We start from the raw sequence: 18,985 nt of genomic DNA, 5'->3' as shown, positions 1-18,985 counted from the left end.
CGCTCCCCCGAATGCCTGCCACGCGAGGGGGCCCGACCCTCCACAGAAACGTTTCTGTCACCCGGGTGACAGCAGGTCAGGCAGGCCTGCCTCAGTAAAGCGAGCCTTAGTAAGTACGGCCTGGCTTGCTGGCGCGCCCCTTACATCGGGCGTATTTTCGATGATGTCGAAGGGGGCGGGCGTGCCGAACCCGCTGGAAAGACAGGGGAGAAGCATGTCCATCATCGAAGCCGTCGCACCGCTCCACGAGGCCCACCGCGACAACCACACCCACCGTGACGTCAACGGCGGCTGGCTGCGCCCGGCGGTCTTCGGCGCGATGGACGGACTCGTCTCCAACCTCGCCCTCATGACCGGTGTCGTCGGCGGCGCCGTCTCCACGCAGACCGTCGTGATCACCGGCCTCGCCGGGCTCGCGGCCGGTGCCTTCTCCATGGCGGCCGGCGAGTACACCTCGGTCGCCTCGCAGCGCGAGCTGGTCCAGGCCGAACTGGACGTGGAGCGGCGTCAGTTGCGCAAGCACCCGGTCGACGAGATGGAGGAGCTGGCCGCGCTCTACGTCTCCCGTGGTGTGGAGCCCGCGCTCGCCCGCGAGGTCGCCATGCAGCTGTCCAGGGACCCGGAGCAGGCGCTGGAGATCCACGCCCGCGAGGAGCTGGGCATCGACCCCGACGACCTGCCGTCGCCGATGGTCGCCGCGGTGTCCTCGTTCGGCTCGTTCGCGCTCGGCGCCCTGCTGCCCGTGCTGCCGTTCCTGCTCGGCGCGACCGCGCTGTGGCCGGCCGTGCTGCTCGCGCTCCTCGGGCTCTTCGCCTGCGGCGCCCTGGTCGCCCGGGTCACCGCCCGCAGCTGGTGGTTCAGCGGCCTGCGCCAGCTCGTCCTCGGCGGCGCCGCCGCGGCCCTCACGTACGGGCTCGGCATGCTCTTCGGCGCCGCCTTGTAGGAACGGGCCGTCCCGCCCCGCGAGCCCCGTCCCACCCCGCGCACCCCGTCCCACCCCGCGAGCCCTGCCCCTCCCGCTCGCCCCCGTATGCGCCGTAAAGGCCCCCGGTCCACGCCCCGGGGGCCTTTCGCATGTCCGAAGACACGACCGACGGCCCCTGTCTCTGTGACGTATATCCCGGAGCGGATCCACCCTTCCGGTGGGACACTATGCACAGCGCCACATAACTAGCCGGTTACCCGGCGGTTTCGAAAGCCTGACCACCGGGCATGAGGCGTAAGCGCCGCGGGCAATGAGGCCCGCTCTGCGACGGGTCGCCGAAGACCCCCGGAAATCGCGATCCGTCCCCCCCCATGGGTGCCATGGGAGCCCCGAAGTTCCCGTGTCCCACGGCTGGATCATTGCCACCGCTCGCACGCGCGGTGTCCGCATGCTGGAATGAGCTATCCACTTCCCGAGAAGCCAGCCATCATGTAACCTGCACGAAATTTCGCGGAGGGCCAACGTCGTCCCTCGGCTGCTGCATATGCCACGACGACGACGGGAGAGCCGATGCGTTCCGACGCCTGGTCGCCCATGGACGGTCGCCCCGCCCCCCAGGGGATGTACGACCCCCGTAACGAACACGATGCCTGTGGTGTCGGGTTCGTGGCCACCCTCACCGGTGTAGCCAGCCATGCGCTGGTCGAGCAGGCGCTGACCGTACTGCGCAACCTCGAGCACCGCGGCGCCACCGGCTCCGAGCCCGACTCCGGGGACGGCGCCGGAATCCTTTTCCAGGTCCCCGACGCCTTCCTGCGCGAGGTCGCCGGATTCGAGCTTCCCGAGGCCGGCGCGTACGCCGTCGGCATCGCCTTCCTCCCCGCCGACGGCTCCGCACAGGCCGTCTCGCGGATCGAGACGATCGCGTCCGAGGAAGGTCTGAACGTCCTCGGCTGGCGCGAGGTCCCCGTCGCCCCCGAGCTGCTCGGCGCCTCCGCCCGCTCCACCATGCCGGTCTTCCGCCAGCTGTTCGTGGCCGACGGCACCAGCACGGGCATCGCGCTGGACCGCAAGGCCTTCGTGCTGCGCAAGCGCGCCGAGCGCGAGGCCGGGACGTACTTCCCGTCGCTCTCCGCCCGCACGATCGTCTACAAGGGCATGCTGACCACCGGCCAGCTGGAGCCCTTCTTCCCGGACCTGTCGGACCGCCGCTGCGCCACCGCCGTGGCCCTGGTCCACTCCCGGTTCTCCACCAACACGTTCCCGAGCTGGCCGCTCGCCCACCCGTACCGCTTCGTCGCGCACAACGGCGAGATCAACACGGTCAAGGGCAACCGCAACTGGATGACCGCCCGCGAGGCACAGCTCGCCGGCGACGTCTTCGGCACCGGCGCCGACGGCCGGGGCATCGAGCGGATCTTCCCGGTCTGTACGCCGGACGCCTCCGACTCGGCCTCCTTCGACGAGGTCCTGGAGCTGCTCCACCTCGGCGGCCGTTCGCTGCCGCACGCGGTCCTGATGATGGTCCCCGAGGCGTGGGAGAACCACGACTCCATGGACCCGGACCGGCGCGCCTTCTACCAGTACCACGCCACCCTGATGGAGCCCTGGGACGGGCCGGCCTGCGTCACCTTCACCGACGGCGTCCAGGTCGGCGCGGTCCTCGACCGCAACGGTCTGCGCCCCGGCCGCTACTGGGTCACCGACGAGGGCCTCGTCGTCCTCTCCTCCGAGGTCGGCGTCCTCGACATCGACCCCGCCAAGGTCGTCCGCAAGGGCCGCCTGCAGCCCGGCAAGATGTTCCTCGTCGACACCGCCGAGCACCGCATCATCGAGGACGACGAGATCAAGGCCGGCCTCGCCGCCGAGAAGCCGTACGCGGACTGGCTGGAGACCGGCGAGATCGAGCTCTCCGACCTCCCCGAGCGCGAGCACATCGTGCACACCCACGCCTCGGTCACCCGCCGCCAGCAGACCTTCGGCTACACCGAGGAAGAGCTCCGCGTCATCCTCGCCCCGATGGCCCGCAGCGCCGCCGAGCCGATCGGCTCCATGGGCACCGACTCGCCCATCGCGGCCCTGTCCGCGCGGCCCCGGCTGCTCTTCGACTACTTCACCCAGCTGTTCGCGCAGGTCACCAACCCGCCGCTGGACGCCATCCGCGAGGAGCTCGTCACCTCGCTGCGCTCCTCGCTCGGCCCCGGCAGCAACCTGCTCGACCCGACCGCCGCGTCCTGTCGCAGCGTCACGCTGCCCTTCCCGGTGATCGACAACGACGAGCTGGCCAAGCTCATCCACATCAACGCCGACGGCGACATGCCCGGCATGAAGGCCGCGACGCTCTCCGGCCTCTACCGGGTCTCCGGCGGCGGCGAGGCCCTGGCCGCCCGGATCGAGGAGATCCGCGCCGAGGCCGACACGGCGATCGAGGGCGGTGCCCGCCTGATCGTCCTGTCCGACCGGCACTCCGACGCCGAGCACGCGCCGATCCCGTCGCTGCTGCTCACCGCGGCCGTCCACCACCACCTCATCCGCACCAAGCAGCGCACCGAGGTGGGCCTGCTGGTCGAGGCCGGCGACGTCCGCGAGGTCCACCACGTGGCCCTCCTCATCGGCTACGGCGCCGCCGCCGTCAACCCGTACCTGGCCATGGAGTCCGTCGAGGACCTGGTCCGGGCCGGCACCTTCATCGAGGGTCTGGAGCCCGAGCAGGCCATCCGCAACCTGATCTACGCGCTGGGCAAGGGCGTTCTCAAGGTCATGTCCAAGATGGGCATCTCCACCGTCGCCTCCTACCGCGGCGCGCAGGTCTTCGAGGCCGTCGGCCTCGACGCCGCCTTCGTCGAGCAGTACTTCAACGGCACCGCCACCAAGATCGGCGGCGCCGGCCTCGACGTCGTCGCCAAGGAGGTCGCCGCCCGCCACGCCAAGGCGTACCCCGTCACCGGCGTCCCCTCGGCGCACCGCGCCCTGGACATCGGCGGCGAGTACCAGTGGCGCCGCGAGGGCGAGCCGCACCTGTTCGACCCGGAGACCGTCTTCCGCCTGCAGCACGCCACGCGCTCCAAGCGGTACGACATCTTCAAGCAGTACACGGGGCGGGTGAACGAGCAGTCCGAGCGCCTCATGACGCTCCGCGGCCTGTTCGGCTTCAGCACCGACCGTCCGTCGATCCCCCTCGACGAGGTCGAGCCGGTCTCCGAGATCGTCAAGCGCTTCTCCACCGGCGCCATGTCGTACGGCTCCATCTCGCGCGAGGCCCACGAGACCCTCGCCATCGCCATGAACCAGCTGGGCGGCAAGTCCAACACCGGTGAGGGCGGCGAGGACCCGGACCGCCTCTACGACCCGGAGCGCCGCTCCGCGATCAAGCAGGTCGCCTCCGGCCGCTTCGGCGTCACCAGCGAGTACCTGGTCAACGCGGACGACATCCAGATCAAGATGGCCCAGGGCGCCAAGCCCGGCGAGGGCGGCCAGCTGCCCGGCCACAAGGTCTACCCGTGGGTCGCCAAGACGCGTCACTCGACGCCCGGCGTCGGCCTGATCTCCCCGCCGCCGCACCACGACATCTACTCCATCGAGGATCTGGCCCAGCTGATCCACGACCTCAAGAACGCCAACCCGGCCGCCCGCATCCACGTGAAGCTGGTCTCCGAGGTCGGCGTCGGCACGGTCGCGGCCGGTGTGTCCAAGGCCCACGCGGACGTCGTGCTGATCTCCGGCCACGACGGCGGCACCGGCGCCTCCCCGCTGACCTCGCTGAAGCACGCGGGCGGCCCCTGGGAGCTCGGCCTCGCCGAGACCCAGCAGACCCTGCTGCTCAACGGCCTGCGCGACCGGATCGTCGTCCAGACCGACGGCCAGCTCAAGACCGGCCGCGACGTGGTCATCGCCGCGCTCCTCGGCGCCGAGGAGTTCGGCTTCGCCACCGCGCCGCTCGTGGTCTCCGGCTGCGTCATGATGCGCGTCTGCCACCTGGACACCTGCCCGGTCGGCATCGCCACCCAGAACCCGGTGCTGCGCGACCGCTTCTCCGGCAAGCCCGAGTTCGTCGTCAACTTCTTCGAGTTCATCGCCGAAGAGGTCCGCGAGCTCCTCGCCGAGCTGGGCTTCCGCACCCTGGAGGAGGCCGTCGGTCACGCCGAGCTCCTCGACACCAGCCGCGCGGTCACCCACTGGAAGGCGCAGGGCCTGGACCTGGAGCCGCTGTTCTTCGTGCCCGAGCTGGCCGAGGGCGCGGTCCGCCACGCCGTGGTCGAGCAGGACCACGGTCTGGAGAAGGCCCTCGACAACGAGCTGATCGAGCTCGCCGCCGAGGCCCTGAACGCCGCGTCCGCCGAGGCCGCCCAGCCGGTCCGCGCCCAGGTCGCGATCCGCAACATCAACCGGACCGTCGGCACCATGCTCGGCCACGAGGTGACGAAGAAGTTCGGTGGCGCGGGCCTGCCCGCCGACACCATCGACATCACCTTCACCGGTTCCGCCGGCCAGTCCTTCGGCGCCTTCCTGCCGTCCGGAGTCACCCTCCGCCTGGAGGGCGACGCCAACGACTACGTCGGCAAGGGCCTCTCCGGAGGCCGGGTCGTGGTCCGCCCGGACCGCGGCGCCGACCACCTCGCCGAGTACTCCACCATCGCGGGCAACACCATCGCGTACGGTGCGACCGGCGGCGAGCTGTTCCTGCGCGGCCGCACCGGCGAGCGCTTCTGCGTCCGCAACTCCGGCGCGCTGGTCGTCTCGGAGGGCGTGGGCGACCACGGCTGCGAGTACATGACCGGCGGTACGGCGGTCGTCCTCGGCGAGACCGGGCGCAACTTCGCGGCCGGCATGTCCGGCGGCGTCGCCTACGTGATCGACCTCGACCGGGACCACGTCAACCCCGGCAACCAGGGCGCGGTCGAGGCCCTGTCGGACGCCGACAAGGCATGGCTGCACGACGTCGTGCGCCGCCACGCCGAGGAGACCGGCTCGACCGTCGCCGAGAAGCTGCTGGCCGACTGGACCGCGAACGCGGACCGGTTCAGCAAGATCATCCCCACCACGTACAAGGCAGTGCTCGCCGCCAAGGACGCCGCTGAGCTCGCCGGTCTCTCCGAGACCGAGACCACCGAGAAGATGATGGAGGCGGCGACCCATGGCTGACCCCAAGGGCTTCCTGACCACCGGGCGCGAGGTCGCCAAGACCCGGCCGGTGGGCGAGCGAGTCAAGGACTGGAACGAGGTCTACGTTCCCGGCTCCCTGCTGCCGATCATCAGCAAGCAGGCCGGCCGCTGCATGGACTGCGGCATCCCGTTCTGCCACAACGGCTGCCCGCTCGGGAACCTCATCCCCGAGTGGAACGACTACGCCTACCGCGAGGACTGGTCGGCGGCGTCGGAGCGGCTGCACGCCACCAACAACTTCCCGGAGTTCACCGGCCGCCTGTGCCCGGCTCCGTGCGAGGCGGCGTGCGTGCTCGGCATCAACCAGCCGGCCGTGACCATCAAGAACGTCGAGGTCTCCATCATCGACAAGGCGTGGGACGGCGGCGACGTCCGGCCGCAGGCCCCCGAGCGTCTGTCCGGCAAGACCGTCGCGGTCATCGGCTCCGGCCCGGCGGGTCTCGCCGCGGCCCAGCAGCTGACCCGGGCCGGCCACACCGTCGTCGTGTACGAGCGGGCCGACCGCATCGGCGGACTGCTGCGCTACGGCATCCCCGAGTTCAAGATGGAGAAGCGGCACATCAACCGCCGCATCGAGCAGATGCGCGCGGAGGGCACCAAGTTCCGCACCGGCATCGAGATCGGCCGCGACCTGACCGCGACGGACCTGCGCAAGCGGTTCGACGCGGTGGTCGTCGCCGCCGGCGCCACCACCGCCCGCGACCTGCCCGTCCCGGGCCGGGAGCTCAAGGGCGTGTACCAGGCGATGGAGTACCTGCCGCTCGCCAACAAGGTCGTCGAGGGCGACTTCGTCTCCTCGCCGGTCTCCGCCGAGGGCAAGCACGTCGTCGTCATCGGCGGCGGCGACACCGGCGCGGACTGCGTCGGCACGGCGCACCGGCAGGGCGCGGCCTCCGTGACCCAGCTGGAGATCATGCCCAGGCCGGGCGAGGAGCGGAACCCGGGCCAGCCCTGGCCCACCTTCCCCATGCTCTACAAGGTCACCTCGGCCCACGAGGAGGGCGGCGAGCGGGTCTACTCCGTCTCCACCACCCACTTCGAGGGCGACGAGGACGGCAACGTCCGCTTCCTGCACCTCATCGAGGTCGCGTTCGTCGACGGCAAGCTGACCCAGAAGCCGGGCACCGAGCGCAGGATCCCCGCCGAGCTGGTCACCCTCGCCATGGGCTTCACCGGCACGGACGTCGAGAACGGCCTCGTCGGGCAGTTTGGTCTGGACCTCGACGAGCGGGGTAACATCGCCCGTGACGAGGACTTCGCCACCAATGTCGATGGCGTCTTCGTCGCCGGCGACGCCGGCCGTGGCCAGTCACTCATCGTCTGGGCCATCGCCGAAGGCCGCTCGGCCGCCCGCGGCGTGGACCGCCACCTGACGGGCGCCAGCTCCCTGCCGGCCCCGATCCGTCCCACGGACCGTTCCCTGACGGTCTGACCGGCCGGACCCCCTGAGAACGTCCCGTACAACGACGTACGGAACTGAGCGCGGCGCCCCCCGAATGTCCCCGACCGGACGACTGGGTAGGGCGCCGATGCGCGTCCCCGCGCCGGTCACGACGACGGTCGGAGCGTTCCCCGCGCCAATCGCGTCGACGGTCGGAGCGTTCCCCGCGCCGGTCGCGACGACCTTCCTGCCGTCGCGCCGGCTCACGCGGCGGTGTCCAGCGCGCGGAAGTGCGGGATGACCTTCTCGCCCCACTGCCGGATGGTCTCCATGCAGACCTCCTGCGGCACGGTCCCCATCTGGATCAGGCACATGACCTCGTCGACACCGATCCGCCGCAGCCGTTCGACATAGGCGATGGCGGTGTCCGCGTCCCCGTAGGCGTGGTCCGTGTGGTACGTGCCGGTGTCGACCGGCCGGGCCGGGATGTTCGCCTCGTGCAGCCGGGCGACCAGCTCCCGCCGCTCCTGTTCGAGGGCTCCCGCGTGGTCCTCGTCCTCGGCGTAGCCGGTGGGCGCGGGGGCGCCGCCGTACCAGTGGGCGATGGACTCGGCGAAGAAGCGCTGGCCGCGGGTGCCCAGGCGCAGGGCGCGGGCGGCGTCGTCCAGGACGATGGTCGGGCAGAGCGCGGAGAAGTGGTCGTTGACCTCGGTGGACACGAGCTGCGAGCCGTCCCGTACGGCGATGGCCTCGTCGTACACCCCGCGCATCGCGCGGACGTCGTCGGCGCCCGCGAAGCCCATCACCAGCGCGCCGACGCCGAGTTCGGCGGCCCGCTTGAGGGAGTCGTGCTGCGAGCAGGCCATGAAGAGCGGCGGGTGCGGGCCCTGCACGGGCCGGGGCAGGACCGCGCCGGGGCCGATGTCGAGGGAGCCGTGCCACTCGAACTCCGGCTCGCGCCAGGCGGCGGCGAGGATCCGCAGGGCCTCCTCCATCTGCGGCCGGGTGTCGGCCGGGTCCACGCCGAACATGCGGGTCTCCTGGCGGGTCGCGCCCCGGCCGGCGCCGATGTCGACCCGGCCGCCGGAGAGCACGTCGAGCATGGCGGTGCGCTCGGCCACCCGCACCGGGTGCTGGTAGCCGAAGGGCAGGGTGACCACGCCGTGGCCGATCCGGATGGTGCGCGTGCGGGCGGCGACCCAGGTCAGGAAGATCTCGGACGCGCTCATGTGGGCGTACTGGGTGAGGGAGTGGTGCTCGACCGCCCAGATCCGGTCGAAGCCCATCTCCTCGGCGTGGACGGCTTGTTCGACGCAGTCGTGGATGACCTGCTGTTCGCGGGCGGGGGTGGGGTCGACGAGCTGTGCTTCGAAGATCATCGAGAACTTCACGGGGGAGCTCCTCCCGAAACCGAAACCGAAACCGATCGGCGGTATGCCTAATCGAAATACTTCTAGCAGGTATAGGGGGAGGAGAGAAGAGAGCCGTAGACTGCCCACCGTGGTGGACGACGAGAAGGTGCCCGCACTGCCCGCGCTGCCCGCGACCAGCTGGGCCGTGCTCGGACTGCTCTCCTTCGGGCGGGAGTTGTCCGGCTACGACCTGAAGAAATGGTCCGACCGCTCGCTCGGCCTCTTCTACTGGAGCCCGTCCTTCAGCCAGATCTACGCCGAGCTCAAGCGCCTGGAACAGGCCGGCTACGCCACCTCCCGCCTGGTCGCCCCGGAGTCCGGCTCCCGCGACAAACGCGTCTACCGCATCACCGGCGAAGGCCTCGCCGCCGTCCGCACCTGGGCCCACACCGCCCCCCTCGACCCGCCGGTCCTCAAACACGGGCCGATGCTGCGCCTCTGGCTCGGACACCTCCTCGAACCCGAGCGGACCCGCGAGATCCTCGCCGGACACCGGGAGCACGCCGAGACCATGCGGCTGCGCGCCGAGGCGGACGCCGCCGACGCCGGGGCCGACGCCTCCTGGGCGTACCCGCTGCTCACCCTCAAATGGGCCGAGCGGTACTACGCCGCCGAGCGCGACCTGGCCGACGCCATGCTCGCGGACATCGAGGAGCTGGAGAGGAATCGCCCGTGGCACTGAGCCTGCGCAAGATCGAGGAGACCGCCCCCGCGCTGGTCAGCCTGTACAAGACGGCGGGCGACTCGCTCCGCCGGCACGGCATCGAAGGGCAGCGGGTCGCCGTCTACCTCGTCGTCGACCACTCCGGCTCGATGCGGCCCTACTACACCGACGGCAGCGTCCAGGCCCTCGCCGACCGGGTCCTCGGGCTGTCGGCGCAGCTCGACGACGACGGGCGGGTGCCGGTGGTCTTCTTCTCCACCGACATCGACTGCGAGACCGACATCGAACTCGCCGGCCACGAGGGCCGGATCGACCGCATCGTCGCGGGCCTCGGACACATGGGGAAGACCAGCTACCACCTGGCCATGGACGCGGTCATCGACCACTACCTCGACAGCGGCACCACGGCGCCCGCGCTCGTCGTCTTCCAGACCGACGGCGGCCCGATCAACAAGCCGGCCGCCGAGCGGTACGTGTGCAAGGCGGCCCGGCTGCCGATCTTCTGGCAGTTCATCGGCTTCGGCGACCCGGACAGCCGCCAGTTCGACTTCCTGCGCCGCCTCGACGAACTGGCCGTCCCCGCGAAGCGCCCGGTCGACAACGCGGGCTTCTTCCACGCCGGAAAGGACCCGCGCCGGGTGCCGGACGAGGAGCTGTACGACCGGCTGGTCGCCGAGTTCCCCACCTGGCTCGCCGCGGCGCGGGCCGAGGGCATCGTCCGCGCCTGAGCCCGGGACCCCGGCGGCGGACTGCACGTGGCCGAGATACCGAGTTGCCGAGATACCGAGTTGCCGGGATGCAGGGATGCAGGGATATCGGATGGTCAGAAGCGTTCCCCACGGGCGATAGTGACCGGATGAGCTCTCTCGTACGCCACATCACCATCGACTGTGCCGACGCCTACACCCTGGGCAGCTTCTGGGCCCAGGTCCTCGACTCCAAGCTGTCCGACGACGACCGGCCGGGCGACCCCGAAGTGCTGGTCGAGTCGCCGGGCGCGGGCCTGCTCTTCATCCAGGTGCCCGAGAAGAAGTCGCTGAAGAACCGGATCCACCTCGACCTCCAGCCGGAGGACCGCACTCGCGAGGAGGAGGTCGAACGCCTCCTCGCCCTCGGCGCCACCCTCGTCGACGACCAGCGCCGCCCGGACGGCCTGGGCTGGGCGGTCCTCGCGGACCCGGAGGGCAACGAGTTCTGCGTCGAGCGCAGCAAGGGGGAGCGGGCCGCGACCGAGCAGGCGGAGTAGCCAGCGGCGGTCGGCACCGATCGGCACTGACCGACACCGATCCGGAGTAATCCAGAGTAATCAGGACAGAGGTTGTCGGGATTCCGGTGTCTCCTGGAGCCATGGGAGACACCGGAACCACCACGCCCCCCGCCGCCCCGGCCACTTGGGCCGCCTTCGAGGCCGCGGAGCCCGCCTTCGCCGCCACCGTGCGCGAGCGCTTCGGGCAGTACACCCACCACGTCCTCGCCACCCTCCGCAAGGACGGCTCGCCGCGGCTCAGCGGCATCGAGGCGGACTTCCGGGGCGACGAGCTGTGGCTCGGCATGATGCCGCACTCCCGCAAGGCGCTGGACCTCCTACGGGACCCGCGCTTCTCGCTGCTCGCCAACCCCGGCGAGGGCACCGGCATGGGCGGCGGCGACGTCCGCGTCTCCGGGAGGGCGGTCGAGATCACCGACCGGCGGACCCTGGAGTGGTACGCGAAGGAGGCCGGCCAGCCCCTGCCGTTCCACCTCTTCCGCGTCGAGCCGACGGAGGTCGTCCGCACGGCGGTCGAGGGCGAGGAGCTAGTCCTGCGCACATGGGCGCCGGGCCGGCCGCTGCGCACGATCCGGCGAGGGAACGACGATGCGCCGGCGCGGGAGTCATAAGCCCGAGTCGCCCACCCGGGACCCCCGAGGCGCCCACCCGGGACCCCCGAGGCGCCCACCCGGGACCCCCGAGGCGCCCACCCGGGACCCCGAGGCGCCCACCCGGGACCCCTGAGGCGACCACCCGGAGCCCCTTCGGACGGCCTGCGGAACCGTGGCAGGCCCGCCGACGCCACCGCCTTCCCGGCCGCCCCCCGACCCCTCGTCCAAAACCGGCGAGACGGGCGCGGTCGGCAGCCGGCACCCGTGGACCAGAATGGACGTGTGCCGACGACCAAGACTTCCGCCGCCTCATCCGCCAAGAAGAAGCCGCAGGTGACCGCTTCGCCCGAGCGGCGCCGCGAGCTCCTCGACATCGCCGCCGAGGTGTTCGCCGCCCAGGGCTACAACGCCACCACCGTCCGCAGGATCGCGGACGAGGCCGGCATGCTCGCGGGCAGCCTCTACTACCACTTCGACTCCAAGGAGTCGATGCTCGACGAGATCCTCTCGACCTTCCTGAACGAGCTGTGGGACGGCTACGACACCGTGCTCGCCGCCGGCCTCGGCCCCCGGGAGACCATCGAGGCCCTCGTCACCGAATCCTTCCGGGAGATCGACCGGCACCGCGCCGCCGTCGCCATCTACCAGAAGGAGTCCCGCCACCTCGTCGACCAGGACCGCTTCCAGTACCTCGCCGACTCGCAGGTCAGGTTCGAGAAGGCCTGGCTCGGCACCCTGGAGCGCGGGGTCGAGGCCGGCGTCTTCCGCGCCGACCTCGACATCCGCCTCACCTACCGCTTCGTCCGCGACACCGTCTGGGTCGCCGCGTCCTGGTACCGCCCCGGCGGCCGGCACAGCCCCGAGGAGATCGCCCGCCAGTACCTGTCGATGGTCCTGGACGGAATCGCCGTACGCGCCTAGCCCCAGGTCACCCCGGGAGGAGCGGCGATGCCCGGGACCTGCGTCGTCGAAGCGGCGCGACCCGGTCAGGGGCAGGCCGCAGCGGACCGCCTCCACCGGTCGACCAGCTCGCGCGCCGCACGGCGACTGCCCGCGGCGAGCACCGGCGAGCCGAGGCGGTAGTCCGCCCCGTCCGCGCCCAGGACCGCCAGACCGCGCTCCCGGACCAGCGGGACTCCCGCTGCCACGTCCCAGGGCTTCGGACCGATGCACAGGCAGGCGTCGATCCAGCCCTCGGCGACACCGACGAGGTCCAGGCTCATCGCGCCCTGGAGCCGGATCCGGTAGGCCTCGTCGTACAACAGCGCCAGCAGGGTCCGCGCCCGTGGGTCACCGGAGCCGGTGCCGGTCAGGCCGACGACCGCCCGCCCGATTTCCCGTACGGTGCCGGGCGGCTCGGTGGCGACCCGGTCGGGCGAAGACCTCCCGCCGGCCGTCCAACGACGGCCGAGCGCAGGGGCGTCGACCACGCCGAGCCGCGGCGATCCGCCCTCCGCGTACGCCAGCGAGATGCCGTACAGCGGCGCACCACGGGCGAAGTTCATGGTGCCGTCGACGGGGTCGAGCAGCCAGCACCGGTCCGGCAGCGGGCCCCCGGCGAAGCTCTCCTCGCCGACGACCGGGATGTCCGGGGTCCGGCGGCGCAGGAACGCGGAGACCCGGCGCTCGATCTCCACATCGGCGTCGGTGACCTCCTCGCCCGAGGGCTTGTGCCGGGCCCGGGACCAGTCCGCGTCCGCCCCGGCCAGCCAGCGCGCCCCCGCGTCGACGGCCTCGCCCGCGACGGCGAGGAGCTCACCTTCTCCCGTCACCGCGGGTTCAGCGTCCTCTCCTCCAGGATCTCCGCATGGGCACCGTTCTCGCCCATCACGTAGAAGCTGAAGCGGTCGAAGACCCAGGTCCCCGGCACGGCGACCCGCTCGGGCGCCGACCGGACCAGCTCCTTGGCCACCGCCTCATCGGCGCGCCCCAGGGTGATGTGGGGCGCGTACGCGGGTCCGGTGTACCGGTACCCGTACCGCTCGAAGCTCTCCCGCTCGTCCGGGGTGAACCGGGAGATGTCCTTGGACGGGTCGAACGCGGCCCGGTCCAGATGCGGCTCCAGCGCCTTCAGCGTCGCCTGCTGGATCCTCTCCAGCAGGGCGGGCCGCTCCAACGAGAGGAACACCCAGCCGGTGGGCTGGTAGACGACCCCGTGCGAAGCCAGGGTGATCCGCTCCGGTGCGTCCACGGCGTCGACTATCCGGTCGAGCTCCGTCGCCGGGTCGAGGGAGTCGAGGAACGGGCCCTGGAACACCGTGACATGGGGCAGGTTGCCCTCCGGGCTCAGCGGCGGCCGCAACACGTGGTCCCCGCCCACCTCCTGCTGGAGGCGAATCGCGGTCGTGCGGTGTTCCGCGCTGGGCAACAGGGCGATGCCGAGCCATCTCGTCACGGCTGAGCTCCAATCTTCGTGATCACGTGCAGTGCGGCGTCGAGCCCTCGGCGCAGGCAGGACGCCCGGGTCTCCCCGCCCAACCAGCCGGCGAGGAAACCCGCGTCGAACGCGTCGCCGCCGCCGGTCCGGTCCACCGGGCGGACGGCCACCGTCGGTTCGGTGACGACCCTGCCGTCCGGCGACGCCCACAGCGCGCCGCGCGGCCCCAGGGTCAGGATCACATGACCGGACAGGGAAGCGGCGTACCGGAGGGCCGTGGCCTCGGGGTCGCCGGGGACCGCGTCGGGCAGGCGGGCGGCCTCGTCCGCGTTCATGAAGTTCAGCGCCCCCCGTCCGAGGGACGCCCCCATGTCCCGCCCGTTCCACTCCACGGAGACGGAACGGCCGGCCTTCCGGGCCAGCGACACGAGCCGGTCGAGGGCCGGCCGAGGCTCCCCGACGAGGTGGACGTGGTCCACCTCGCGGACGTCGTCCGCGGTGACCGAGGCGATCGCCGCGTCGCGGTCGGCACCGGGGAAGGTCATCATCCGCTTGCCGTCGCCGGCGGCGAGGACGATCGCCATACCGGTCCTCGCGGCGGGATCGACGCGGATCAGTCCGGTGCCCACCCCGCCCGCCCTCAGGTCGTCCAGGCACACCCGTCCGAGCAGGTCGTCGCCCACCGCCGACACCAGCCGCACCTCGCAGCCCTGCCGGGCCAGGCCGAGCGCCGTGTTGGCGGCGGAGCCGCCCGGCTGGGCGCTGTACTCGCCGCCGCGCAGCTTCTCGTGCTCCTCGGGCAGCCGCCCGGCGTGCACGATGATGTCGAAGTTGGTGCCCCCGGCCACGAGCACACGGCGCGGCCGGGTCACGGGCGCCCCAGCCGGTAACTCTCGAACAGGACGTGCCGCACCAGCCGCTCCCTGCTCTCACCGGTGTTCTGCAGCGGGAACGAGGCGTGCGTGACGAGATCGCGCACCAGTTCCTCGAGCCGCGCCGCGTCCGAACTCAGATCGTGGAAGGAACGCATGAACTCCTGGTGCAGCTGCTCCGGCGGCACCTTCAGCTCCTCCAGCCAGGCGCGGTTGGCCAGCAGGACGTTCGCGGCCGCGGACCGCAGCTGCGCCTGGGCGTTCGGGGGCAGCATGTCGGAGTTCAGCAGCTCGAAGTACGCGTCGTCCTCCAGGGCGTGCATCCGCAGGTTCTGACCGCCGACCGCCAGGACGTCCCCGTTGAGATGGAAGAGCTCCAGGCCCAGGTGGTGCGGCACGTCGAGGATGCGCACCCCCTTCGCCGCCAGTCCCGCCTCGTCCGTCGAGAACGCCCGCAGGATGTTGTCGAACATGTCGCTGTGCTTGGGCACCGCGATCGTCGCCCCCGCGGGGTCCCGCAGGAACTCCTCGCCCGAGGTGCCTCCCCAGCGTCCGTCCCGGGCGGCCAGGAGGTAGAAGTTGCGGCCGCCCATCGAGTAGCCGACCTGGCCGATGGGGACGACCTGCGAGGCGACCTCGGGGTCCGTCTCCCGCATGCGCAGCAACCGCTGCTCGTTGTAGACGGCGAGGTCCAGCAGGCCCCCGGCGACATCGGTCACCAGCCTGTCCGACCACGGCATCTGCACATGCACGACGCGATGGCGGCGACGGCCGAGGAGTTCGTCGAACCCGCAGCCCAGCAGCACCGCCTTCACCACGATCAGGGTGGAGTCGGCGAGGCGGGTCGTCCCCGAACGGTGCTTGAGCGCGGACAGCTCGTGCTGGGCCTCGTCCTCCGCGAACGACGCGGTGGTCCTGCCGTACCAGACCGCCAGCTGGGTCAGGGCGTTGAGGCAGGGCTGCACGTCCTCGGTGGAGATCTCCTCACCGGCGGCGTCCTGCGCGTGACTGCCGTAGTTGCCGTAGTTCTGGATGGTCCGCACGGCGAGCACGACCTTCGGCGGGACCAGGCCCTTCGCCGAGAGGATCGTCAATAAGGATTCCAGCGTCGGCTTCGAGCCGACCGCCTGCTTGATGGCGATATCCATCAGGATCGACTCCGCCGCCCTCCGTGCCGTACTGAGGAAGACCTCCGGGTCCGCCTCCGCGTAGCGCAAAGCCTTCCGGTACAACCGGATCGGCTCCCCCTCGTTCACCGTCACGTCGCCCGTGTCCTCTTCACTGTTTTTCGCGGAAGCTACCAAGACCGGCGGGTGCCCGCCAGCCACTTCTCCGCCTCGTCCCCCTACCTCCGGTCCCCGCTCAGCGAGGCCAGGACGATGCGGCCGTAGCGGGTGGCGAAGGCGCCGGCGGTGGCGATCAGGGCTGCGCCGAGGCCGATCAGCAGGTGGGTCGGGCTGTCGTCGCCGAGGACCTGGAGGATGCCCAGGGCCGTGCTGAGGGGGAGGCCGAGGATCGTCAGGACGCCGAGGGCGCCTGCGATCTGCTGGTTGTCCTGGGTCTGTACGAGGCGGCTGTAGTCGGCGGCCTCGGCGAGGATCTCCGTGAAGCGGTCGGCCAGCCGGTACTGGGCCTGGAAGGCGAGGAGCAGCTCGTTCGCCGGGCCGTGGGCCGTGAGGTGCTGGCGCCAGTACGTGCTGCGGAAGGCGGCGATGTGGCGTTCCAGGGCGGTCACCCGGCGGGCCAGGCGCCGTCCGTCGAAGACGTTCGACAGGCCCTCGGTGAGCTCGTCGATGTGGTCGCGCTGGATGGTGCCGAGCAGGATCGCGTCCAGGTACACGGTCCGGGAGTGGAGCGCGGCGAAGTCGTAGAAGTCCCCGTCACCGGTGTCGGGACGGTGCCCCAGGAACGCCGCGCCGTGCCGCAGGACCAGCGCGCTCCAGTCCGCCGAGATGCGCACCGTGTCGGCGGTCTGCCGGGGGAACTGCTCCGGCGCCGAGGGGAAGTCCGCGTCGGCGGAGCGGGACGCGAGCGACCACAGCCAGCCGTCGGCCGAGTCCGGCAGCCGCCCGTCGACCCGTACGGCCGCGGCGTGCTCGGGGCGCGGGGTGAGGAAGGCGACGGTGTAGGGGCGGGCTATGGCGAAGGGGCCCCGGGCGGTCATCGGCACCGCGATGCCGGCGAGCAGGACGGCCGGGTCCAGCGGGCCGTCGAGCGGGTCGGGACCGGCCGTCGGCCGCTGGCCGATGGCCCGCAGGGTCGTCAGCAGCGACGGGCCCTTCACCTCCAGGTGCAGGATGGCGAGGGCGTGCCGCGGATGCTGTGCGGTGGCGGTGTGCAGGATCTCCATCGCCCGCAGCGTCAGGTCGCCGTGCGCCACGGAGGTGAACGTGTGCCAGCGGCACGGGCGTTCGGGGGTGCCGTACAGCGCGCGGGCGGCCGCGGGGGTGAAGTACGTCTGCCGGGTTCCCGCGTCGGTCGTGCGGGCGCCGAGCCGGAGCGGCAGCGGGCCGGTCTCCCACAGGGGTGGAGCCGGCAGCCGTACGGGGAAGATGACCGTGACGGACTGCCGGGCGCCGGTCGCGGTGCTGAGATCGGTACTCAACGGCGGCAATTCTCCAGACGCTCGTGCGGTCGGGCTTCGCGATCACGCTTTGGTGGGCTTGGAGAGATTAACTGCATGTCGGGGGCGGTGCGTTGGGGAATTTCGGTCGCGTTGTCGCGCGGCGGCCCGGGACGGCGGGCCGCCGTCGCTCCCGCGCGGGTCAGGTGACCAGTCGGCCGCGCAGGGCCGCCAGGACCCGGAGGTCCAGGCCCAGGCCGTCCGTCAGGTAGCGGTAGACGCTGCCGTAGGTGGTGCGGAGTTCGGTGAGGGTGGCGTCCAGGTAGGACGGGCGGACTTCCTGGAGGGGGATGATCAGGTCCGGGTTCTGCATCAGGCCGGCCTGGCGGAGGCCCTCGCGGACGCGGGCGTCGTTGGCGGCGCGGAAGGTGTTGGAGGCCAGGTAGTCCTCGGTGGCCGTGCGGTCCGGTACGCCGAGGAGGGTGAGGAGCAGCCAGCTGGTCCAGCCGGTGCGGTCCTTGCCCGAGGTGCAGTGGTAGAGGTGCGGGCCCGCGCCCGGGGCGGCCAGTTCGCGCAGGGTCGTGCCGAAGCGTTCGCGGTTGGCGGGGCTGGTGACGAAGGTGCGGTACACCTCGGTCATGAAGGCCGCGGCCCGGCCGCCGCCGAGCATCTCCTCCTGCCGGACCGGGTCGCGCGAGCCGATCGCGGCGAGCAGCTGCCCGTACAGGCCGTTGTCGGTGACGGGCCGGGACACGAGGGCGGGGCCGGCGGGCAGGCGGTCCGTGCCGTCGGACTGGACTTCGAGGGGGATCCGGAAGTCGATCACCCGGGTGAGGCCGAGGCCGTTCAGTACGGTCACGTCGGCGTCGGTGAGCTTGCCGAGGTGGTCGCCCCGGTAGACCAGGCCGTGCCGGACCCGGGCGCCGTCGTAGGTGAGGTACCCGCCGAGGTCGCGGACGTTGACCGCGCCCTGGAGGGGGACCTGCCGGATGGTGTTCGCGGTGCGGATCCGTGGCCTGGCCAGGACGGGCGGGGCGGTGGCCGCCAGGATCGCGGTGGCGCCGGCGGTGCTCAGCAGTGCGCGTCTCGACAGGGACATGACTGACTCCGTCAGGGAGAAGGGAGGGTACGGAGCACGTGCGCGGCCTCGGACACGATCCGGGTGACGAGTTCCTCGCGGCTGGGCAGGTCCTCGATCGCCCCCGCGACCTGTCCGGAGGCCATGACGCCGAGGTCGGTGCGGCCCTCGACCAGGGAAGCCTTCAGCAGCATCGGGGTGTTCGCGGCGAGCAGGGCCTGGCCAGGACAGGTCCTTGCCGTGGCGGTGGCCGTGGCCGTGGCCGTGGCGGTGGCGCGTCGCCAGGCCCTCGCGGACCTACGCCGCCCAGGACGGCCCGGAGAGGCGGCGGAAGTCGGCCTCGTACCGGACCGCGGCCGCGCCACGACGCGCTCGGGGCTCATGGTCTTGTCGGTCACGCGTCCTCCTGCGGACGGTCGACGATGACGAGCGCGATGCCCTTGTCCGGGCGGGAGGTGGGGACGCCCCATGTGCGGATCGGCCACCTTTCCACCAAACATTTGTTAGGTGAGCGTGCTGGGAGGAAGGTAGCAGCCGAGGGAGCCGGAGGGGAGGGGCGGCGTCGGGGTCGGCGGGGCCTCTTGTGGCCGGGGCGCGCCAGGGCTGGGGCGGGGCCCGGGCCAGGGCCGGGCAGGGGAGGGTCGGCCGGGCCAGGGTCGGGGCTGGGCCGAGGGGGGTCGGCCGGGCCAG

Annotated in this window: 14 protein-coding genes and 2 pseudogenes; 8 read left to right on the top strand and 8 right to left on the bottom strand. The window is 71.7% G+C overall.

The genetic code is table 11. The features are described 5' to 3' along the window. Window positions 1-214 precede the first annotated feature (214 nt). The 3 genes from ACZ3ZE_RS01185 to ACZ3ZE_RS01175 all read left to right on the top strand — a co-directional run bounded on the left by ACZ3ZE_RS01185 (window position 215) and on the right by ACZ3ZE_RS01175 (window position 7,520). The gene (locus tag ACZ3ZE_RS01185; protein ID WP_361164185.1) at window positions 215-943 is read left to right on the top strand and encodes a VIT1/CCC1 transporter family protein; all 729 of its coding nucleotides are present in this window, start codon (window positions 215-217) and stop codon (window positions 941-943) included. A 552-nt stretch (window positions 944-1,495) separates the two neighbouring features. Continuing rightward, on the top strand, window positions 1,496-6,067 hold the full coding sequence (gene gltB / locus ACZ3ZE_RS01180; protein ID WP_361164187.1) for a glutamate synthase large subunit: 4,572 nt from the start codon (window positions 1,496-1,498) through the stop codon (window positions 6,065-6,067). Next, window positions 6,060-7,520 (top strand): glutamate synthase subunit beta, encoded by a 1,461-nt coding sequence (locus ACZ3ZE_RS01175; protein ID WP_361164189.1) that lies wholly within the window; start codon window positions 6,060-6,062, stop codon window positions 7,518-7,520. Before gltB ends, ACZ3ZE_RS01175 begins: the two co-directional genes overlap by 8 nt. 212 nt (window positions 7,521-7,732) lie before the next feature. Here ACZ3ZE_RS01175 and ACZ3ZE_RS01170 read toward each other — a convergent pair whose 3' ends face one another. Further along, complete coding sequence (locus ACZ3ZE_RS01170) at window positions 7,733-8,860, bottom strand: LLM class flavin-dependent oxidoreductase (RefSeq protein WP_467256949.1); 1,128 nt, start codon at window positions 8,858-8,860, stop codon at window positions 7,733-7,735. Between the two features lie 109 nt (window positions 8,861-8,969). On the opposite strand from ACZ3ZE_RS01170, the gene ACZ3ZE_RS01165 reads away from it, so the two are divergent. From ACZ3ZE_RS01165 to ACZ3ZE_RS01145, 5 genes and pseudogenes are all read left to right on the top strand, one after another. After that, window positions 8,970-9,563, top strand: coding sequence for a PadR family transcriptional regulator (locus ACZ3ZE_RS01165; protein WP_467256947.1), 594 nt, complete (start codon window positions 8,970-8,972; stop codon window positions 9,561-9,563). Further along, a complete protein-coding gene (locus ACZ3ZE_RS01160; protein ID WP_361623698.1) occupies window positions 9,554-10,273 on the top strand; it encodes a vWA domain-containing protein in 720 nt (239 codons plus the stop codon). Before ACZ3ZE_RS01165 ends, ACZ3ZE_RS01160 begins: the two co-directional genes overlap by 10 nt. 128 nt (window positions 10,274-10,401) lie before the next feature. Beyond that, window positions 10,402-10,773: pseudogene (locus ACZ3ZE_RS01155) on the top strand (VOC family protein); the annotation flags it as partial. Window positions 10,774-10,892: 119 nt separating this feature from the next. Continuing rightward, window positions 10,893-11,423 (top strand): pyridoxamine 5'-phosphate oxidase family protein, encoded by a 531-nt coding sequence (locus tag ACZ3ZE_RS01150; RefSeq protein WP_361623701.1) that lies wholly within the window; start codon window positions 10,893-10,895, stop codon window positions 11,421-11,423. Between the two features lie 264 nt (window positions 11,424-11,687). Further along, entirely contained in the window at window positions 11,688-12,326 is a 639-nt protein-coding gene (locus tag ACZ3ZE_RS01145) for a TetR/AcrR family transcriptional regulator (protein WP_361623704.1), read from the top strand. Between the two features lie 65 nt (window positions 12,327-12,391). Here the strand turns inward: ACZ3ZE_RS01145 and ACZ3ZE_RS01140 are convergent, their stop codons facing one another. The 7 genes and pseudogenes from ACZ3ZE_RS01140 to ACZ3ZE_RS01110 form a co-directional block, all read right to left on the bottom strand. Continuing rightward, window positions 12,392-13,177, bottom strand: coding sequence for an inositol monophosphatase family protein (locus ACZ3ZE_RS01140; protein ID WP_361164201.1), 786 nt, complete (start codon window positions 13,175-13,177; stop codon window positions 12,392-12,394). Beyond that, complete coding sequence (locus tag ACZ3ZE_RS01135; protein WP_467256945.1) at window positions 13,174-13,800, bottom strand: 2'-5' RNA ligase family protein; 627 nt, start codon at window positions 13,798-13,800, stop codon at window positions 13,174-13,176. The genes ACZ3ZE_RS01140 and ACZ3ZE_RS01135 overlap by 4 nt, the downstream gene beginning before the upstream one ends. Then, window positions 13,797-14,654: a carbohydrate kinase family protein gene (locus ACZ3ZE_RS01130; RefSeq protein WP_361164205.1), complete on the bottom strand. Its 858-nt coding sequence runs from the start codon at window positions 14,652-14,654 to the stop codon at window positions 13,797-13,799. The genes ACZ3ZE_RS01135 and ACZ3ZE_RS01130 overlap by 4 nt, the downstream gene beginning before the upstream one ends. After that, window positions 14,651-15,916 (bottom strand): DUF4145 domain-containing protein, encoded by a 1,266-nt coding sequence (locus tag ACZ3ZE_RS01125; protein ID WP_361164207.1) that lies wholly within the window; start codon window positions 15,914-15,916, stop codon window positions 14,651-14,653. Before ACZ3ZE_RS01125 ends, ACZ3ZE_RS01130 begins: the two co-directional genes overlap by 4 nt. Before the next feature lie 83 nt (window positions 15,917-15,999). Next, entirely contained in the window at window positions 16,000-17,259 is a 1,260-nt protein-coding gene (locus ACZ3ZE_RS01120; RefSeq protein ID WP_363291118.1) for a hypothetical protein, read from the bottom strand. Between the two features lie 160 nt (window positions 17,260-17,419). Continuing rightward, window positions 17,420-18,316: a tyrosine-protein phosphatase gene (locus tag ACZ3ZE_RS01115; protein WP_363291119.1), complete on the bottom strand. Its 897-nt coding sequence runs from the start codon at window positions 18,314-18,316 to the stop codon at window positions 17,420-17,422. Window positions 18,317-18,327: 11 nt separating this feature from the next. After that, window positions 18,328-18,670, bottom strand: a pseudogene (locus ACZ3ZE_RS01110) (nitronate monooxygenase); the annotation flags it as partial. Between the last annotated feature and the right edge of the window lie 315 nt (window positions 18,671-18,985).

The sequence above is a fragment of the Streptomyces sp. NPDC023157 genome (assembly GCF_055560575.1).
Note: the sequence above shows the minus strand (reverse complement) of the source record. Positions and strands in the feature narration are given on the sequence as shown.

Coding starts and splice junctions, on each gene's coding strand:
- ACZ3ZE_RS01185 (WP_361164185.1), top strand. CDS start 215: ATGTCCATCATCGAAGCCGTCGCACCGCTCCACGAGGCCCACCGCGAC.
- gltB (WP_361164187.1), top strand. CDS start 1,496: ATGCGTTCCGACGCCTGGTCGCCCATGGACGGTCGCCCCGCCCCCCAG.
- ACZ3ZE_RS01175 (WP_361164189.1), top strand. CDS start 6,060: ATGGCTGACCCCAAGGGCTTCCTGACCACCGGGCGCGAGGTCGCCAAG.
- ACZ3ZE_RS01150 (WP_361623701.1), top strand. CDS start 10,893: ATGGGAGACACCGGAACCACCACGCCCCCCGCCGCCCCGGCCACTTGG.
- ACZ3ZE_RS01115 (WP_363291119.1), bottom strand. CDS start 18,316: ATGTCCCTGTCGAGACGCGCACTGCTGAGCACCGCCGGCGCCACCGCG.